Raw genomic sequence first — 15,301 nt, 5'->3', positions numbered from 1 at the left:
TGCTCTCCCAGCACCTCGAACACAAAGGCGCGGACGGTGGAGGCCGTCCGCGCCTGGTGCGCGCTCACCGCTTCCCCGTGCCCGGGGCGAGCGGCAGGACCGATCAGACGTCGCCGTCGAACAGGCTCGTCACCGAGCCGTCATCGAAGACCGCGCGGATCGCACGGGCCAGCAGCGGTGCGATCGACAGCTGTGTGAGAGTCTCGAACTTCTTCTCCTCCGGGATCGGGAGTGTGTTGGTGCAGATGACCTCGCGGATGTCCGCGTTGCGCAGACGCTCGGTGGCGGGGTCCGAGAAGATCGGGTGGGTGGTCGCCACCACGACGGAGTTCGCGCCGTTCTCCTTCAGCGCCTCGACTGCCTGCACGATGGTGCCGGCGGTGTCGATCATGTCGTCCACGAGGATGCAGGTCTTGCCGCTGACATTGCCGATGACGCGCTTGGCCACTGCCTGGTTCGGCTTCTTCGGGTCACGGGACTTGTGGATGAAGGCCAGCGGCACGCTGCCGAGCACCTTCGCCCACTTCTCCGCGACGGCGATGCGGCCGGCGTCCGGGGAGACCACGCAGAGGTCCTCATCGCCGTAGTGCTCCTTGACGTAGCCGGACAGGATCGGCATGGCCATCAGGTGGTCGACGGGACCGTCGAAGTAGCCCTGGACCTGAGGGGCGTGCAGGTCCACCGAGATCATGCGGTCGATGCCGGCGGTGCGGTACAGGTCGGCGACCAGGCGGGCGGAGATCGGCTCGCGGCCGCGGTGCTTCTTGTCCTGGCGCGCATACGGGTAGGACGGAGCGATCGCGGTGATGCGCTTGGCGCTGGCGCGCTTGAGGGCATCGACCATGATCAGGTGCTCGACCAGCCAGTTGTTGAGCGGCGCCGGGTGCGCCTGGAGGACGAAGACGTCCGCACCTCGCACGCTTTCGCCGTAGCGCACGTAGATCTCGCCGTTGGCGAAGTCCCAGGCGTCCATCGGCAGGAGGTCGATGCCGAGCTCGCTCGCGACTTCCTGAGCGAGCACGGGGTGCGCCCGGCCCGCCGCAAGCACGAGGTGCTTCTCACCCTTGGTGCTGATGCCGCTCATTTCTTCTCCTCAGTTCCGTTCTCGGTGGATGTGTCGGTCGGCGTGGAGTGCGATGCACGAGCCGCTGCGGCGGCATCGGCTGCCGCGGTGCCGGCGCGGTTCTTCAGGGTCCATCCTTCCAGCGTACGCTGGGAGACGGTGTTGATGGCGAGGTCACCGGGGGCGACGTCCTCCAAGACGGTGGTGCCGGCGCCGGTGGCGGCGCCGTCGCCGATGGTGACCGGAGCGATGAGCACGTTGTCGCTGCCGACGCGCACATGCTTGCCGACCACGGTGCGGTGCTTGTTGACGCCGTCGTAGTTGGCGAAGATCGTGGCTGCGCCGATGTTGGTGCCCTCACCGATCTGGGCATCACCCACGTAGGACAGGTGCGGCACCTTGGCGCCGTCGCCGATCTGCGCGTTCTTCGTTTCGCAGAAGCCGCCGATCTTGCCGGCGGCGCCGAGCACGGTGCCGGGTCGGAGATAGGTGAAGGGGCCGACGGAGGCGCCCTCACCGATGGAGGCTCCGCTGCCGTGGGTGCGGACCACGCAGGCGCCGTCGCCGACGGTGATGTCGGTGAGCGTGGAGTCGGGGCCGATCTCGCAGTCCGCGCCGATGGCGGTGGTGCCGTGCAGTTGGACGCCGGGGCGGATGACGGTGTCGGCGCCGATGGTGACGGTGCTGTCGATCCAGGTGGTCTCCGGGTCCACGATGCCGACGCCGGCGCGCATGTGGCGCTCCAGGATCCGTCGGTTCATCTCGCGGGCCAGCTGGGAGAGCTGTACGCGGTCGTTGGCGCCCTCGACCTGGTCGATGTCGTCGATCGGGTGAGCGGAGACGCGGTGGCCGAGCTCCCGGGCGATGCCGAGGACATCGGTCAGATACATCTCGCCCTGGGCGTTATCGGTGGTGACGCGGGCGAGCGCGGTGCGCAGGAGGTCGAGGTCGAAGGCGTAGATGCCGGAGTTGATCTCCGTGATCGCGCGCTGCTCCTCGGTCGCGTCCTTGTGTTCGACGATGCCGAGGACGTCGCCGCCGTCGGACTCGCGCAGGATGCGGCCGTAGCCGGTGGGGTCCTCGAGGTGAGCGGTGAGGACGGAGACCTTGGCGCCGGAGCCGGCGTGCGCTTCCATGAGTGCGCGGAGGGTGTCGCCCTGCAGGAGGGGGACGTCGCCGTAGGTGACGAGGACGGTGCCGGTCTCCGCGGCGACCTGCTCGAGGCCGCACTGCACGGCGCGCCCGGTGCCGGGGATCTCGTCCTGGTCGGCGATCTTCACCTGGGGTGCGTGCTCGGCGAGATGGCCGACCACCTGCTCGCGTTCGTGCCGCACCACGGCGACGACCTCTGGGGTGCCCGTCTCACCGGCCGCGCCGATGGCGTGCACGAGCATCGACTGCCCGCACACGGGGTGGAGGACTTTCGGAAGCTTGGACTTCATTCGAGTGCCGGCCCCTGCTGCGAGGACGACGACTGCTGCTGGCGTCTGAGAGTCCACTCAATGGCTCCTTCGGATGGCCTTCATCGGTTGGCGGCGACGCGATCTGCAGATCACTGCCGTTCCGCGACCAGGACTCGAACCTGGAATCTCAGAACCAAAATCTGATGTGTTGCCGATTACACCATCGCGGATGACCCGTAGGGGACGCTCCCGATCCTAAGCCTCGGCCTGTCCATTCGCTTAATCTGCCGAGCCGGGATGTGTGAGACTTGGGGTCGCCTCCGACACCGACGGCGGACCCCGCGCGGGCCGCCTGGACCGGCAGCCGTCGGAAGAGACCCGACGAGACGAGGAGACGCAGACGATGACAGCTGAGCGCCCCGCGATGGACGAGGTGGACCGCATCGTCCGGGCCTGGCAGCAGCTGCAGCCCGATCTCAACTCCACTCCCCTGCACGTGTTCTCCCGCATCTCCCGCATCGCGTGGATCCAGGAGAACCTGCGGCGCGATGTCTTCGCGAAGGTCGGCCTGGACGGCTGGGAGTTCGACGTCCTCTCCGCACTGCGCCGCGCCGGCGACCCGTTCCAGCTCACTCCCCGACTGCTGATCCAGGAGACCCTGGTGACCTCCGGGACCATGACCACCCGGCTCGACAAGCTGCAGGCGCGGGGCCTGGTGACGCGGGCCCGCGCCCCCGAGGACGGCCGCAGCGTGGTGGTGCAGCTGTCGGCGGAGGGCATCCGCCTGGCCGATGAGGCGATCAGTGCGCTGATGGACGCCGAACAGGAGTTCCTCGACGCCCTGCCCGCGGGCGCGCAGGAGCAGATGGGCGATGCTCTGCGCAGTCTTCTGCTCGCGCTGGAGGCGCCGGCGGACGCCGAGGACCCGTCGGCCTGACCTCCGTGACGTCTCCGTCGAGCCCGGGTGGGGACCCCTCCCCCGGCTGACACGCAGGTGGGCGCCGTCGGCTGTGCTTGGATTGTCTGCAGCGGCGCCCGTCACATCGGCGCTGAACCATCCACTTCAGGAGGACCTCATGGGCTTCATCCAGGCATTCACCGGCGCACTCGGCGGCACCTTCGCCGACCAGTGGCTGGACTTCCTCACCGTTCCGTCCGGCATTGCGCCGACGGCCGCTCTGTTCCCCGCCGTCTCGAAGGGCACCAACGCCGGCCGCGGCCAGAACACCAAGGGCAGCGAGTCGATCATCTCCAACGGGTCGAAGATCGTGGTGCCGCCGGGCTACGGCCTCATCACGATGGAGGACGGCCGCACCACGGGCCTGATCACCGAGCCGGGCGGGTACATCTGGGCCTCCGGCGATCCGAACTCCCGCTCCGTGTTCGCCGGCAACGGCATCATCGCCTCCACCGTGTCCACCACCTGGGAGCGCTTCAAGTTCGGCGGGCAGCCCGGCAGCCAGCAGCTGGCGATGTTCGTGTCGCTGAAGGAGCTGCCGAACAACCGCTTCGGCACCCAGTCGGAGATCTACTGGGACGACCGCTACATGAACGCGCAGGTGGGCGCCGTGGCGCGCGGGTCGTACACGATGAAGATCGTGGATCCGCTGCTGTTCGTGCACAACTGGGTCCCCGCGAGGCACCTCCAGCCGAACGCTCAGCCGTTCGACTTCACGGACATGAGCAATGACGCCGCGGACCAGCTGTTCCGCGAGGTCGTCGCCTCCCTCGCCGCCGCGTTCTCGAAGTACACCAACGACGAGGACAAGGACCACCGCATCACCCGCATCCAGCAGGATTCGATGGGCCTCGCGCAGGCGCTCGGCGCCGCGGTGGAGGAGAACTACCGCTGGGCGGCGGACCGCGGTCTGGTGATCGTCAAGGTCGCGATGGAGTCCATCGAGTACGACGAGGACACTCGCCGCCTGCTGTCCGATGTCAAGAAGGCCGACGCCCTCTCCGGCGACCGCTCCCGCTCCTTCGCCAGCCAGGCGTTCGCGCGCGGCGTGGAGTCCGCTGGCCAGAACGGCGGCGGTGCGGGCCTGGCGATGATGGGCATGGGCGCCGGTGCGCTCGGCGGCATGGCCGCGCCAACGAACCAGACGCCGTTCGCCGGCGCGCAGCAGGGTCAGCAGCAGGCAGCGCCCCAGCAGGACGGCGGGGCCGGGCAGGCGCAGGGCGGCCAGACTCAGGGCGGGCAGGCCGACGGGTCCCAGAGCGGCGAGGATCCCGTGGCGAAGCTCGCGCAGTTCAAGCAGATGCTCGACCAGGGCCTCATCTCCCAAGAGGACTACGACGCTGCGAAGAACCGCGCGCTCGGCCTGTGATGTCCGCCCCGTTCGATCCCAACGCCCCGCGTCCCATCCCCCAGGGAGCACACGACGCCCACCGGGTCGCCGCCGATCCGCAGGGCGCGCCGCTGAACGGGACCGAAGCCAGTGACGAAGCGATGACGGATGTCCGCCCCGTCGGCGAGCAGGTCATCGACACCTCGCGCGGCCAGCAGAGCGGCTTCCAGAAGTGCCCCCGCTGCGGCTCCACGGAGATCGGGTACTCCCCCGCAGCGGCCGCTCTGGTGTGCACCTACTGCCGCTTCCAGTGGAACGAGGCGAACGCGGACCAGCAGTTCGGGTTCGACTCCTCCATCGGCTCCCTGCGAGGAACGGTGCACGGCTCCGGTGCTGCGAACCTGGTCGAGGACGACTCAGTGGTGACGATCCGCTGCGCCGGCTGCGGCGCCGACGTCGTCATCGATCCGCAGCAGGCGGCTCAGGCGCGCTGCCACTGGTGCCGACAGGTGCTGAGCCTCGGCCAGCGCATCGGCAACGGCCGCATCCCGGACGCGATCCTGCCGTTCACGGTGCCGCATGAGGCGGCCGTGAAGAACATCCGCGAATTCGCCGGATCCCGGCGCGCGTTCGCCACCGCCGCCTTCAAGGAAGGGTTCCAGCCGCAGAACATCCTCGGGGTGTACATGCCGTACATGCTGGTGGATGCGACCATGGACGTCGAGCTGCAGGGACGGGGCCAGGAGCACCTCGGCACCCGCACAGTCGGCTCCGACGACAAACGACGCACCTACTACATCGCGCAGGAGTACGAGTTCGGTCGCCGCTTCACCCTGCGCGTGGACGACCTGCCGCTGGAGTCGAACGCGGACCGCGCCCACATGAACACCGCCGTGAACACGAACAACGTGATCAATGCGGTGCAGCCATTCGATACGAAGAACGCCGTCGCCTACAACCCGAACTACCTCAGCGGATTCACCTCGGAGCGGCGCGACACGAACATCGCCGACCTCGGCGGAGAAGCGGCCGACGGCTTCCTGTCCATCGCCCGCGCCCGCGCCTCCGGCATGCTGCCGCTGTACGACCGCGGTGTGGTCTGGGAGCGGGAGGGACTGGACGTGCACGGCAGCCGTTGGGTGTCGATCTATCTGCCGGTGTGGCTGTACAGCCACATGGAGCACCGGTCCGACGGCAGCCAGTTCGTCCACTACATCGCTGTGAACGGCCGCACGGGGCGCACCATGGGCTCCGTCCCCGTGTCGCAGGGCAAGCTGATCGCCGTGTCCGCGCTCGCCTCCCTCGGCGGGCTGGTGCTGGGCTTCCTTGCGCCGCTTGTCGCCAATGCCTTCTGAGGAGGACACCGACGATGAACGAAGCGATCAGCTACATCCTGTTCCCGCTCGGCGGCATGCTGCTGGTGGGGCTCACGGTGTACTTCGCGATCTACCAGTACTACCGCAACACCGATAAGTCCTACGAGTTCGAAACTCAGACCAGTGTCGAAGTGGTCGATGTGCAGATGTACGATCGGCCCACTCGCCGCTACGACAGTCTGCGTTCACGCATGATGAACGGGCACAACACGCTGGATCATCGGCAGCGGGTGCGGCGCGTTCCCCTGAAGTGATGGTCCACGACGCGGTGATGCTCAGCCGCTGAGGCCGGTGACCCGCATCGTGATGTTGATGCGGCCGCTGGTGAGGCCGCATCCGTCGGGCGCGGTGCCCGCCCGGGTGCCGAGCACACCGTGGAATGCGAGCCTGGACGGCCCTCCGAACACGAACAGGTCGCCCGAACGCAGCTCAAGGTCCTGATAGGGCCGGTTTCGGGTCTCGGTGTTCCCGAAGCGGAAGCGGCAGGAATCACCGATGGACAGGGACACCACCGGGTCGTCGGCCTTTTCGTCCTTGTCCTGGTGCATGCCCATCCGGGCGGTGGAGTCGTAGAAGTTCACCAGGGCGGTGTCGGGGCGGTAGCGGACCGCGGCGCTCTCGTCCCCGGTGGCGGTGGTGAGGGCGCGCCGACCCAGCCGCCCCATCCAGTCGGGGAAGTCGAGCACGCGGCGCCCGTTGACGTCCACGGCCTCCCGCGTGTAGCCGGTGGGGCGCCAATGCCACCCGAGGCAGACGGTGCGCACGCTCATCGGGTTTCCGCGGATCGTGGTGGAGTGCAGGGGCACCGGTCCCTCGACCCACCGATGGAACTGGCCGACGATCCAGCGCTGCTGCTCCAGGGTGAGGAACCCGGGCACGAAGTGGGCACCCGGCGGCAGCTCCGGAATCGGGCGCTGCACGAGCTCGTCCCCGAACAGGGGGTCCATCAGCGGCCCGATTCGAGGTCCAGCAGCATCCGCTTCGCTTCGAGCCCGCCGCGGTAGCCGCCGAGCGACCCGTCGGCGCGCAGCACGCGGTGGCATGGCACCAGAATGGGGAGAGGGTTGGAGCCGCAGGCGGAGCCGATTGCGCGGGTCGCCCTCGGGCGGCCGACGGAATCGGCGACCTGCGTGTAGGTGCGGGTGGTGCCGTAGGGGATCTGCGCGAGGTGGTTATGAACGGCGCGGCGCAGCTCCGTGGTGGCCGGTGGTGCCAGCGGCACGGTGAATCCTCTGCGCTCACCCGCGAAGAACTCGGCGAGCTCCGCTTCGGCGCGCTCGAGGTGGTGAGCGGCCGACGGGTGCTGCCCGCTGCTGGGTGCGCAGTCCCGCTGGGGCGATGAACGGTCGGCGTCGCGGGGGACGTCGAGGTCCGCCTCGAAGCTGACGGCGCTGACGCCGCGGTCAGTAGCGGTCAGCAGCAGGCGCCCCAGGGGCGAATCGATTACGCGCTCAGCAGTCATGCGCCCATTGTGCCAGCCGGCCTCGCCCGTGGCCGCGTCCATCAACCGGTGAGCTCTGTGAGCTCGAGCCAGCGCTCCTCCAACTGCTCGATCTCCTCCTCGCGTTCGCGCACCTGCGCGTGCAGGGCGCTGAGCCCCTCGAAGTCGGTGGGGTCGTGGGCGGCGAGCTGATCGTGCAGGCGAGCGATCTCGGCGGTGAGGCGGTCGATGCGCCGTTCGATGGAGGAGACCTCCTTCTTCACGGCATGCAGCTCGGCTCCGCTGAGCGCCTGTCCCTCTGGTGCGGCGGACCCGTCGGAGCCGCGTGCCGTGGCCGCTGCATCAGGGCGGGAGTCCTGGGCGGCCCGCAGCTGCAGGTACTCCTCCACCCCGCCGGGCAGGTGCCGCAGCCCCTGGTCGATCACCGCGTACTGCTGATCGGTGACGCGCTCCATCAGGTAGCGGTCGTGACTGACCACGATCAGGGTACCGGGCCAGGAGTCCAGCAGGTCCTCCAGCGCGGTCAGCATGTCGGTGTCCACATCGTTCGTGGGCTCATCGAGGATCAGCACGTTCGGTTCGCTCATCAGCACCAGCAGCAGCTGCAGGCGGCGGCGCTGGCCACCGGAGAGGTCCATCACCGGGGTCGACAGGTGGTCCTTCGTGAAGCCGAGGCGCTCCAGCAGCTGGGCGGGGCTGAGCTCCTTGCCGTCCACTGTGAACGACGTTCGGTACTCGGCGAGCACCTCGCGGACCCGCTTGTCGCCGATCTCCGCGAGCTCGCGGAACTGCTGGTCGAGGATCGCCACCTGCACGGTCTTGCCGCGGGTGATGCGACCGCTGGTCGGCTCGATCGCTCCGGCGATGAGGTTCAGCAGGGTCGATTTGCCGGCGCCGTTCTGGCCGAGGATGCCGGTGCGCTCACCGGGGGCGATGAGCCAGGTGACATCCGCGAGCACCTGCTTGTCGCCGTAGGCCACGCCCACGTCCTCCAGGTCCACGACCTTCTTGCCGAGGCGCGCCGTGGCCATGCGCTTGAGTTCGAGGGAGTTGCGGACATCGGGCACATCGGCGATGAGCTGATTGGCGGCGTCGATCCGGAACTTCGGCTTCGAGGTGCGCGCGGGGGCGCCGCGGCGCAGCCACGCCAGTTCCTTGCGCATCAGGTTCTGCCGCTTCTGCTCCGCCTGGGCCGCGATCCGGTCGCGCTCCACGCGCTGCAGGACGTACGCCGCGTAGCCGCCTTCGAACGGCTCCACGATGCCGTCGTGCACCTCCCAGGTGGCAGTGCAGACTTCGTCGAGGAACCAGCGGTCGTGGGTGATGACCACGAGCGCCCCCTGGTTCTTCGGCCACCGGTTCTTCAGATGCCGGGCGAGCCAGGCGATGCCCTCCACATCCAGGTGGTTGGTGGGCTCATCCAGACCGATCAGGTCCCACTCCCCCACCAGCAGCTGCGCGAGCGCGACGCGGCGGCGCTGCCCACCGGAGAGGGCGCCGATCAGGCGGTCGAAGGGGATGTCGGAGACGAGGCCGGAGACGACGTCGCGGATGCGGGGGTCGCCCGCCCACTCGTACTCCTGGAGATGGCCGACGATCTCGTGGCCGACGGTGGCCTCGTCATCGAGGCTGTCCGACTGCGCCAGCAGCCCGATGCGGACACCGCCGCGTGGAGTGACCCGCCCGCCCATCGGCTCGAGACGGCCGAACAGCATGGACAGCAGAGTGGATTTGCCGTCACCGTTGCGGCCGACCATCCCGATGCGGTCGCCGTCGAAGATGCCGCAGGTGACCGAGTCGATGACGACGCGGTTCGGATATGCCAGGTGCAGGGACTCAGCCCCGAGGAGAAGTGCCACGGACCAACCCTAGCGGGGTGCCCGTCGGCCGCGGAAACACGCGTTCAGGCGGTCACATGCGCGCCGGCGGCTCCGCCGCCGACCCGGTGGGTGCGCGCTACGTCATGGTCGGCGAGGATCGCCTGCTCCAGCTGCGCAGCGTGCTCGCCGCTGACGGCGAGCACCGCAATCGTGGGGCCCGAGCCGGAGACGACAGCGCCGAGCGCGCCAGCGGTGCGGGCCGTCGCGATGAGGGCGCGCAGGCGGGGGTCGGCGTCGAACGCTGCGGCCTGGAGGTCGTTGTCCATCAGCGCCCCCACGCGGTGGAGGTCGCCGTCGGCGAGAGCGGTGAGCAGCGCGGAGTCGGCGTCGGGCTGCTCGGGAACGGGGCGGCCGGCTGCCGCGGTGAGCTCGTCGAAGCGGCGGAAGATGCCCGGAGTGGACAGGCCGCCGCCGGGTTCGATGAGCAGCCAGTGCCAGGACCCCGCTGCGGGCACCGCCTCAAGAACATCGCCGTACTCGGTGCCGAGGGCGGTGCGGCCCAGCAAGGGGAATGCGACGTCCGCTCCGAGATCGCGGGCGAGGACGGTGAGTTCGTGCAGGCCGAGCTCGAGCCCCCACAGGCGGTTCAGGGCCACGAGCGTGCCGGCGGCGTCAGCGCTGCCGCCGCCCATTCCGCCGGCGACCGGCACCTGCTTGTCGACATGAATGCGGGCGGAGCCGCCGACGGGGCGTCCGAGCACGGCGGCGCGCTCGTGGATGGCTCGCGCAGCGCGCACCACGAGGTTGGTGCCGTCCACCGGCAGGTGTTCGGAGCCGGCTCCGGACATGGTGACGGTGAGGTCATCGGCGCGTTCAGCGGTGATGGTCTCCACCAGGTCGACCGCGTGGAAGACGGTGGCGAGCCGGTGGTAGCCGCGTTCGTCTGCGCGCCCGCAGCGCAGGGAGAGGTTGATCTTCCCGGGCGCGTGCACTGTCACTGAGCCGACTGTCATGGGTCTGAGCAAACCGCATCCGAGCCCGTCAGCGCAAACCGGATGCCGCCGCTGCGAGGCGGATGAAGTCCGAGATCACGAGGGTCTCTCCGCGACGGGTCGGTTCGATGCCGGCGGCCTCCAGAGCAGCATCCACGACCTGCGTGGTGCCCAGGGCGGGCTTCAGCGCGGAGCGGAGGGTCTTGCGGCGCTGGGCGAACGCCGCATCGATCAGGCGGAACACGTCCTCGCGGGCGGGCTCCGCCGGATCGGCGACCCGGTCGCGCTGGATGCGCACCAGGGCACTGTCCACGTTCGGCACGGGCCAGAACACCTGGCGGGAGATGGTGCCGGCGAGCTCCGCTGATCCGTACCAGGCCGTCTTCACGCTCGGCGCGCCGTAGATCTTGGACCCCGGGACCGCGGCAAGCCGTTCCGCGACCTCCTTCTGCACCATGACGAGGGCGCTGCGCAGGGAGTCGAAGCGGGCGAACATGGTCAGGACGATCGGTGTGGCCACGTTGTACGGAAGGTTCGCGACCAGAGCCGTCGCATCCGAGCTCGCGGCAGCGGGCCTCGGCAGCTGCTCCACCTTGAGGGCGTCCCCCTGGGTGAGGGCGAAGGAGTCCGGGTCGAACCCTTTGGCGGCGACGGTCTGCGGCAGCAGGTCGGCGAGCTTCTCATCGAGCTCAATACAGCCGAGGTGCACCCCGGCGTCCAGCAGTCCGAGCGTGAGGGAGCCGAGGCCCGGCCCCACTTCCACGACGGCCTGGCCGGGCGCGATGCGGGCGCGCTCCACGATGCCGCGAACCGTGTTGGGGTCGAGCAGGAAGTTCTGGCCCTTCTGTTTGGTGGGCCGGATGCCGCCGGACTCGGCGAGGCGCCGGATCTCGGGGGCGGTCAGCAGGGGGGAGGCGGCGCTCATGCGCCGCTCCAGCCGTACACCTCGGCAGTGGTGGCCTGGACGGCGGCGCACGCGTCCTCGAGGCTGACGCCGTGGACGTCCGCGATGGTCTGCATGGTGTGCGGGATGAGGTACGGCGAGTTCGGCCGGCCTCGGTACGGCACCGGGGTGAGGAACGGGGCGTCAGTCTCCACCATGACCCGGTTGAGGGGGACGGCGGCGAGGGCATCGCGCAGCGAGTCGTTCGACTTGAAGGTGATGGGCCCGGCGATGGAGATGTAGGCACCGCGCTGCACGCAGGCGCGGGCGAAGTCGGCGTCGCCGCTGAAGCAGTGCAGCACGGTGCGGTCGGGGATCCCGTCGGCGTCCAGCACGTCCAGCACGTCCTGGTGGGCGTCGCGGTCGTGGATCTGCATCGGCAGGCCCTTCTCCTTCGCGAGCGCGATGTGGGCGCGGAAGGAGTCGATCTGGGCGGTGCGGGCGTGCTCGTCGGCGCGCTTCGTGCGGAACCAGTCGAGACCTGTCTCGCCGATGGTGACCATGTGGTCGTGGTCGAGGAGGTCGGAGACCTCCGCGATCGCGTCCTCGAGGCTGGGCAGCTCGTTGCCGTCGCGGTCGGTGCCGCGGCGGTGTTCGACCGCGGTGTTGGGGTGGATGGAGACGCCGGCGCGCAGGTGGTTGCGGAACAGAGCGGGGTCCGCGGGCTGTTCGACGCTGCCGTCGAGCAGGGCGCGGGTCCAGCGGGCGGCGGCGAGGTCGCAGCCGATGGTGATGACGCCGGTGACGTTCGAGTCGATCGCGAGCTGGAGCTGCTGCTGCACGCTGAGCTCCTCTTTGCCGTCGATGAAGTCGAGGTGGGCGTGGTTGTCCGTCACCGGCAGCGGCAGAGCCTCCGGCTGGGGAGGCCAGCTGAGGTCGCGGCGGCTTCCGCTCTCGGTGCGCTGGTCGCGGGTGCGCTTGCCCGTGGTGGGCGCAGAGTCAGTCATGGACCCATCGTACGGGTGGCGGCCGACGGACCCCGCCGACTGCTGTTATCACCACCACACGCCCGACCCGATACTCTCCCCTGCGCGGCGGTTCTCTGGCATAATCGTCTCCTGTTGCGTGCGCTCGTGCCGATTCGTCGGTTCCACACGCACGCCCCCAGATTTTTTCATTCGAGCAAGGAGCGTTCTCATGGCAGTGCCCAAGTTCAAGATGTCCCGGGCCCGCACCCGTTCGCGCCGCGCCCAGTGGAAGGCTGAAGCCACCGACCTCGTGCAGGTGTCCGTCCGCGGCCGCACCGCACGTGTTCCGCGCCGTCTGGCCAAGGCCTACCAGCGCGGTCTGATCGACATCGATGCCTGATCTGCTGGATCACATCTGAAATGAGCGTCCACTGCGGTGGGCGCTTTTTTCATGCCCGCGTCCGGTCAGACGCGCAGCGGCCGCCTCAGTGCTTCTCGGCCAGAGCCTGCTCGTAGAGGTCGCGTGAGCGCACTCCCGGCACCTGCGCAGCCACCTGCTTCGCAGCGTCCTTCAGGCGGGTGCCGTCGGCCACGAGCTCACGCAGCAGGTCCATCGGGTCGGCTGTCTGCGCGGCGGCATGCGCGGCGGCGTCCTCGGGGCCGGCGCCCTCCACCACAATGACGACCTCGCCGAGCACCTCGTGCGCCTCGGCCCAATCCGTCAGCTCCGCGAGGGTGCCCCGCTTGATCTCCTGGTGGGTCTTGGTGAGCTCCCGGCACACCGCGGCGCTGCGATCTGCTCCGAACGCCTCGCGCATCGCTGCGAGGGTCAAGGCAGTGCGGCGGGGGGATTCGAAGAAGATGAGGGTGCGGTCGTCCGCTGCGATGCGCTGCAGGGCTGCCGTCCGCTGCCCGGGGCGCCGCGGCAGGAACCCTTCGAACGCGAACCGGTCGGGCGCGATGCCGGTGTGGGCGAGCGCGGTGACGGGGGCCGAGGGTCCGGGCAGGACATCGACGGGGCAGCCGGTCTCGAGGGCGGCGCGGACTGCGCGGAACCCCGGATCGGAGACCACGGGCATCCCGGCATCGGTGACGATGAGGACGCGCTGCCCCTCAGCGGCCGCCCTCAGGAGCCGGTCGGTGCGCTGCTCCTCGTTGTGTTCGTGGTACGAGACGGTCGTGGCGTCCAGGCGGATGCCGAGGGCGGTGGCGAGCCGCTTGAGGCGGCGGGTGTCCTCCGCCGCGATGAGGTCCGCTTCCCGCAGGGCGCGGGTGAGGCGCACGGTGGCGTCCAGCGGGTTGCCGATGGGGGTGGCGGCGAGGGTCAGCACCCCGGGGGTGAGGACGGCGTCGGCGCCGACGGGTGCCGAGCTGCCGCTCTGGCCTGCAGTCTCATCGCTCATGTCCTGATCGTATCTGTCGCCGCCTGCACCGATCCGGCCGCTGCCGCCGCTACCATGGCGGGGTGTCCACAGCCACAGCTCCTGATTCCGTCGGCCGCACCCGGGCCGTCCACCTGCCCGCAGACGCCCACACCGCCGTCGCGGCCTGGATCACGGCCCTGCTGATCGGCGCGTTCGCGCTGATGCTGCGCCTGCACCGCCTCGGTGCGGTGAAGACTCTCATCTTCGATGAGACCTACTACGTCAAGGACGGCTACACGCTCACGCAGCGCGGCGTGGAGATGGACTGGCCGGAGAACCCGAACCCCGCGTTCGAAGCGGGAGACGTCTCCACATTCCTCGATTCCGGTGCGTACGTCGTCCACCCTCCGCTGGGCAAATGGCTCATCGGACTGGGGCAAGTGGCCCTCGGCGCCGATGACCCCGTCGGCTGGCGGATCTCCGCGGCCGTGGCCGGAACGATCAGCATCATCGCCGCTGTTCTGATCGTGCGCCGCCTGCTCGGCAGCCTCCTGTTGGGCGCTCTCACCGGGTTCTTCATGGCGATCGACGGCGCCCACCTGGTGCATTCGCGCACCAGCCTGCTGGACCTCTTCCTCATGGTGTTCGTGCTGCTGGCGTTCGGTGCGCTGCTGCTGGACCGTGACCGCGCGGATGCGCGGATCGCCTCGGGCCTGCCGCTGGGAGCACGCGGGTGGCGGCTGACGGCGGGCGTCCTGCTGGGTGCGGCGTGCTCGGTGAAGTGGTCCGGGCTGTACGTGCTGGCGTTCTTCGGCATCCTCACCGTGGTGTGGGACTGGATGCGGCGCCGCCGCGCCCGCGATCCGCACTGGTTCACCCGAGGCTTCGTCCGCGATGCGATCCCCGCGTTCCTGCAGACGGTGCCGGTTGCGGCACTGGTGTACCTGGCGAGTTGGACCGGCTGGTTCGTCTCGGACGACGGCTGGGGCCGCCGCTGGGCTGAGAGCAACGGGCACGCCTCCGCGCCGGGGCCCGTGCGGGCCCTGATCTCCTGGTGGCACTACCACCAGGAGGCGTACCGGTTCCACGTGGGGCTGGACTCCGGGCACACGTACGAGGCGAGCCCGCTGGGCTGGCTGCTGCAGCTGCGACCCACCCTGTTCCTGTTCACCTCCTCCGAGCACGGGCAGAACGGCTGCACGGCGCAGAGTTGCGCTGAGGTGATCACATCGGTGGGCAATCCGGTGCTGTGGTGGGCGGCGGCGCTGTCCATCCCGGTGCTCCTGGTGACCGCGGTGTGGCGCCGCGACGGCCGCGCCGCCGCAATCCTCACCGGCATCGGCGCCGGCTACCTGCCGTGGCTGATGTACCTGAACCGCACCGTGTTCACCTTCTACACCATCGTGTTCGAACCGTTCATGGTGATGGCGCTGGTGTACGTGCTGGGGCTGCTGATCGGTCCGCGCCTGCTGCGGGCCCGTGCCCGCCGCGGGAAGCGGGCCGCATCTCCAGCGGGCGGCGCCGCCCTCTTCGCCGCGGGCGATGAGAAGGCGGCGGGGCGCCGACAGGTCGGCGCGGCCGCCGCCGGTTCCCTCACCTGCCTGATCATCCTGGTCTCGGCGTTCTTCTGGCCGGTGTGGACCGGGGAGATGATCCCGTACGAGCAGTGGCAGTGGCGGATCTGGCTGGACAGCTGGTCCTGA

Annotated in this window: 15 protein-coding genes and 1 tRNA gene; 6 read left to right on the top strand and 10 right to left on the bottom strand. The window is 69.5% G+C overall.

All coding sequences use genetic code 11. The features are described from left to right. Window positions 1–103 precede the first annotated feature (103 nt). The 3 genes from MHY20_RS08365 to MHY20_RS08355 form a co-directional block, all read right to left on the bottom strand. The gene (locus MHY20_RS08365) at window positions 104–1,084 is read right to left on the bottom strand and encodes a ribose-phosphate diphosphokinase (protein ID WP_183374805.1); all 981 of its coding nucleotides are present in this window, start codon (window positions 1,082–1,084) and stop codon (window positions 104–106) included. Next, window positions 1,081–2,562, bottom strand: coding sequence for a bifunctional UDP-N-acetylglucosamine diphosphorylase/glucosamine-1-phosphate N-acetyltransferase GlmU (gene glmU / locus MHY20_RS08360; protein ID WP_239376141.1), 1,482 nt, complete (start codon window positions 2,560–2,562; stop codon window positions 1,081–1,083). Before glmU ends, MHY20_RS08365 begins: the two co-directional genes overlap by 4 nt. Before the next feature lie 62 nt (window positions 2,563–2,624). Beyond that, window positions 2,625–2,696 (bottom strand) — tRNA-Gln (locus MHY20_RS08355). 173 nt (window positions 2,697–2,869) lie between these two features. On the opposite strand from MHY20_RS08355, the gene MHY20_RS08350 reads away from it, so the two are divergent. The 4 genes from MHY20_RS08350 to MHY20_RS08335 all read left to right on the top strand — a co-directional run bounded on the left by MHY20_RS08350 (window position 2,870) and on the right by MHY20_RS08335 (window position 6,384). Next, window positions 2,870–3,403: a MarR family transcriptional regulator gene (locus tag MHY20_RS08350; RefSeq protein ID WP_183374809.1), complete on the top strand. Its 534-nt coding sequence runs from the start codon at window positions 2,870–2,872 to the stop codon at window positions 3,401–3,403. A gap of 139 nt (window positions 3,404–3,542) precedes the next feature. Next, a complete protein-coding gene (locus MHY20_RS08345) occupies window positions 3,543–4,793 on the top strand; it encodes an SPFH domain-containing protein (protein WP_183374811.1) in 1,251 nt (416 codons plus the stop codon). Next, window positions 4,793–6,109 (top strand): TFIIB-type zinc ribbon-containing protein, encoded by a 1,317-nt coding sequence (locus MHY20_RS08340; protein WP_239376140.1) that lies wholly within the window; start codon window positions 4,793–4,795, stop codon window positions 6,107–6,109. Before MHY20_RS08345 ends, MHY20_RS08340 begins: the two co-directional genes overlap by 1 nt. A 14-nt stretch (window positions 6,110–6,123) precedes the next feature. After that, window positions 6,124–6,384 carry a hypothetical protein gene (locus MHY20_RS08335; RefSeq protein WP_183374815.1) on the top strand — a complete coding sequence of 87 codons (261 nt, stop codon included), beginning with the start codon at window positions 6,124–6,126 and terminating at the stop codon, window positions 6,382–6,384. Between the two features lie 21 nt (window positions 6,385–6,405). On the opposite strand, the gene MHY20_RS08330 is transcribed toward MHY20_RS08335, so the two are convergent. The 6 genes from MHY20_RS08330 to MHY20_RS08305 are packed head-to-tail and all read right to left on the bottom strand — an operon-like array spanning window position 6,406 to window position 12,273. Continuing rightward, complete coding sequence (locus MHY20_RS08330) at window positions 6,406–7,077, bottom strand: alpha-ketoglutarate-dependent dioxygenase AlkB (protein ID WP_183374817.1); 672 nt, start codon at window positions 7,075–7,077, stop codon at window positions 6,406–6,408. Then, a complete protein-coding gene (locus MHY20_RS08325) occupies window positions 7,077–7,592 on the bottom strand; it encodes a methylated-DNA--[protein]-cysteine S-methyltransferase (RefSeq protein ID WP_183374818.1) in 516 nt (171 codons plus the stop codon). The genes MHY20_RS08330 and MHY20_RS08325 overlap by 1 nt, the downstream gene beginning before the upstream one ends. Window positions 7,593–7,633: 41 nt before the next feature. Next, window positions 7,634–9,430, bottom strand: a complete 1,797-nt coding sequence (locus tag MHY20_RS08320; protein ID WP_183374820.1) for an ABC-F family ATP-binding cassette domain-containing protein — start codon at window positions 9,428–9,430, stop codon at window positions 7,634–7,636. Between the two features lie 44 nt (window positions 9,431–9,474). After that, entirely contained in the window at window positions 9,475–10,404 is a 930-nt protein-coding gene (locus MHY20_RS08315; protein WP_246370660.1) for a 4-(cytidine 5'-diphospho)-2-C-methyl-D-erythritol kinase, read from the bottom strand. 28 nt (window positions 10,405–10,432) lie between these two features. Beyond that, on the bottom strand, window positions 10,433–11,308 hold the full coding sequence (rsmA, locus tag MHY20_RS08310; RefSeq protein WP_239376139.1) for a 16S rRNA (adenine(1518)-N(6)/adenine(1519)-N(6))-dimethyltransferase RsmA: 876 nt from the start codon (window positions 11,306–11,308) through the stop codon (window positions 10,433–10,435). Further along, on the bottom strand, window positions 11,305–12,273 hold the full coding sequence (locus MHY20_RS08305) for a TatD family hydrolase (protein WP_183374826.1): 969 nt from the start codon (window positions 12,271–12,273) through the stop codon (window positions 11,305–11,307). The genes rsmA and MHY20_RS08305 overlap by 4 nt, the downstream gene beginning before the upstream one ends. A 190-nt stretch (window positions 12,274–12,463) precedes the next feature. On the opposite strand from MHY20_RS08305, the gene rpmF reads away from it, so the two are divergent. Further along, on the top strand, window positions 12,464–12,634 hold the full coding sequence (gene rpmF, locus MHY20_RS08300; protein ID WP_183374828.1) for a 50S ribosomal protein L32: 171 nt from the start codon (window positions 12,464–12,466) through the stop codon (window positions 12,632–12,634). An 85-nt stretch (window positions 12,635–12,719) separates the two neighbouring features. Here the strand turns inward: rpmF and rsmI are convergent, their stop codons facing one another. Further along, window positions 12,720–13,637 (bottom strand): 16S rRNA (cytidine(1402)-2'-O)-methyltransferase, encoded by a 918-nt coding sequence (gene rsmI / locus MHY20_RS08295; RefSeq protein ID WP_239376138.1) that lies wholly within the window; start codon window positions 13,635–13,637, stop codon window positions 12,720–12,722. A gap of 62 nt (window positions 13,638–13,699) precedes the next feature. Here rsmI and MHY20_RS08290 point away from each other — a divergent pair, with 62 nt between their 5' ends. Next, window positions 13,700–15,301: a phospholipid carrier-dependent glycosyltransferase gene (locus MHY20_RS08290; protein WP_239376137.1), complete on the top strand. Its 1,602-nt coding sequence runs from the start codon at window positions 13,700–13,702 to the stop codon at window positions 15,299–15,301.

The sequence above is a fragment of the Helcobacillus sp. ACRRO genome (assembly GCF_022347125.1).
Lineage (GTDB): Bacteria > Actinomycetota > Actinomycetes > Actinomycetales > Dermabacteraceae > Helcobacillus > Helcobacillus massiliensis.
This window is presented reverse-complemented; position numbering and strand designations above follow the sequence as displayed.

Bases quoted from the DNA above. Each gene is read 5' to 3' on its own strand.
- MHY20_RS08365 (WP_183374805.1), bottom strand. From the start codon at position 1,084: ATGAGCGGCATCAGCACCAAGGGTGAGAAGCACCTCGTGCTTGCGGCG.
- MHY20_RS08350 (WP_183374809.1), top strand. From the start codon at position 2,870: ATGACAGCTGAGCGCCCCGCGATGGACGAGGTGGACCGCATCGTCCGG.
- MHY20_RS08345 (WP_183374811.1), top strand. From the start codon at position 3,543: ATGGGCTTCATCCAGGCATTCACCGGCGCACTCGGCGGCACCTTCGCC.
- MHY20_RS08340 (WP_239376140.1), top strand. From the start codon at position 4,793: ATGTCCGCCCCGTTCGATCCCAACGCCCCGCGTCCCATCCCCCAGGGA.
- MHY20_RS08335 (WP_183374815.1), top strand. From the start codon at position 6,124: ATGAACGAAGCGATCAGCTACATCCTGTTCCCGCTCGGCGGCATGCTG.
- MHY20_RS08330 (WP_183374817.1), bottom strand. From the start codon at position 7,077: ATGGACCCCCTGTTCGGGGACGAGCTCGTGCAGCGCCCGATTCCGGAG.
- MHY20_RS08325 (WP_183374818.1), bottom strand. From the start codon at position 7,592: ATGACTGCTGAGCGCGTAATCGATTCGCCCCTGGGGCGCCTGCTGCTG.
- MHY20_RS08315 (WP_246370660.1), bottom strand. From the start codon at position 10,404: ATGACAGTCGGCTCAGTGACAGTGCACGCGCCCGGGAAGATCAACCTC.
- rsmA (WP_239376139.1), bottom strand. From the start codon at position 11,308: ATGAGCGCCGCCTCCCCCCTGCTGACCGCCCCCGAGATCCGGCGCCTC.
- MHY20_RS08305 (WP_183374826.1), bottom strand. From the start codon at position 12,273: ATGACTGACTCTGCGCCCACCACGGGCAAGCGCACCCGCGACCAGCGC.
- rpmF (WP_183374828.1), top strand. From the start codon at position 12,464: ATGGCAGTGCCCAAGTTCAAGATGTCCCGGGCCCGCACCCGTTCGCGC.
- rsmI (WP_239376138.1), bottom strand. From the start codon at position 13,637: ATGAGCGATGAGACTGCAGGCCAGAGCGGCAGCTCGGCACCCGTCGGC.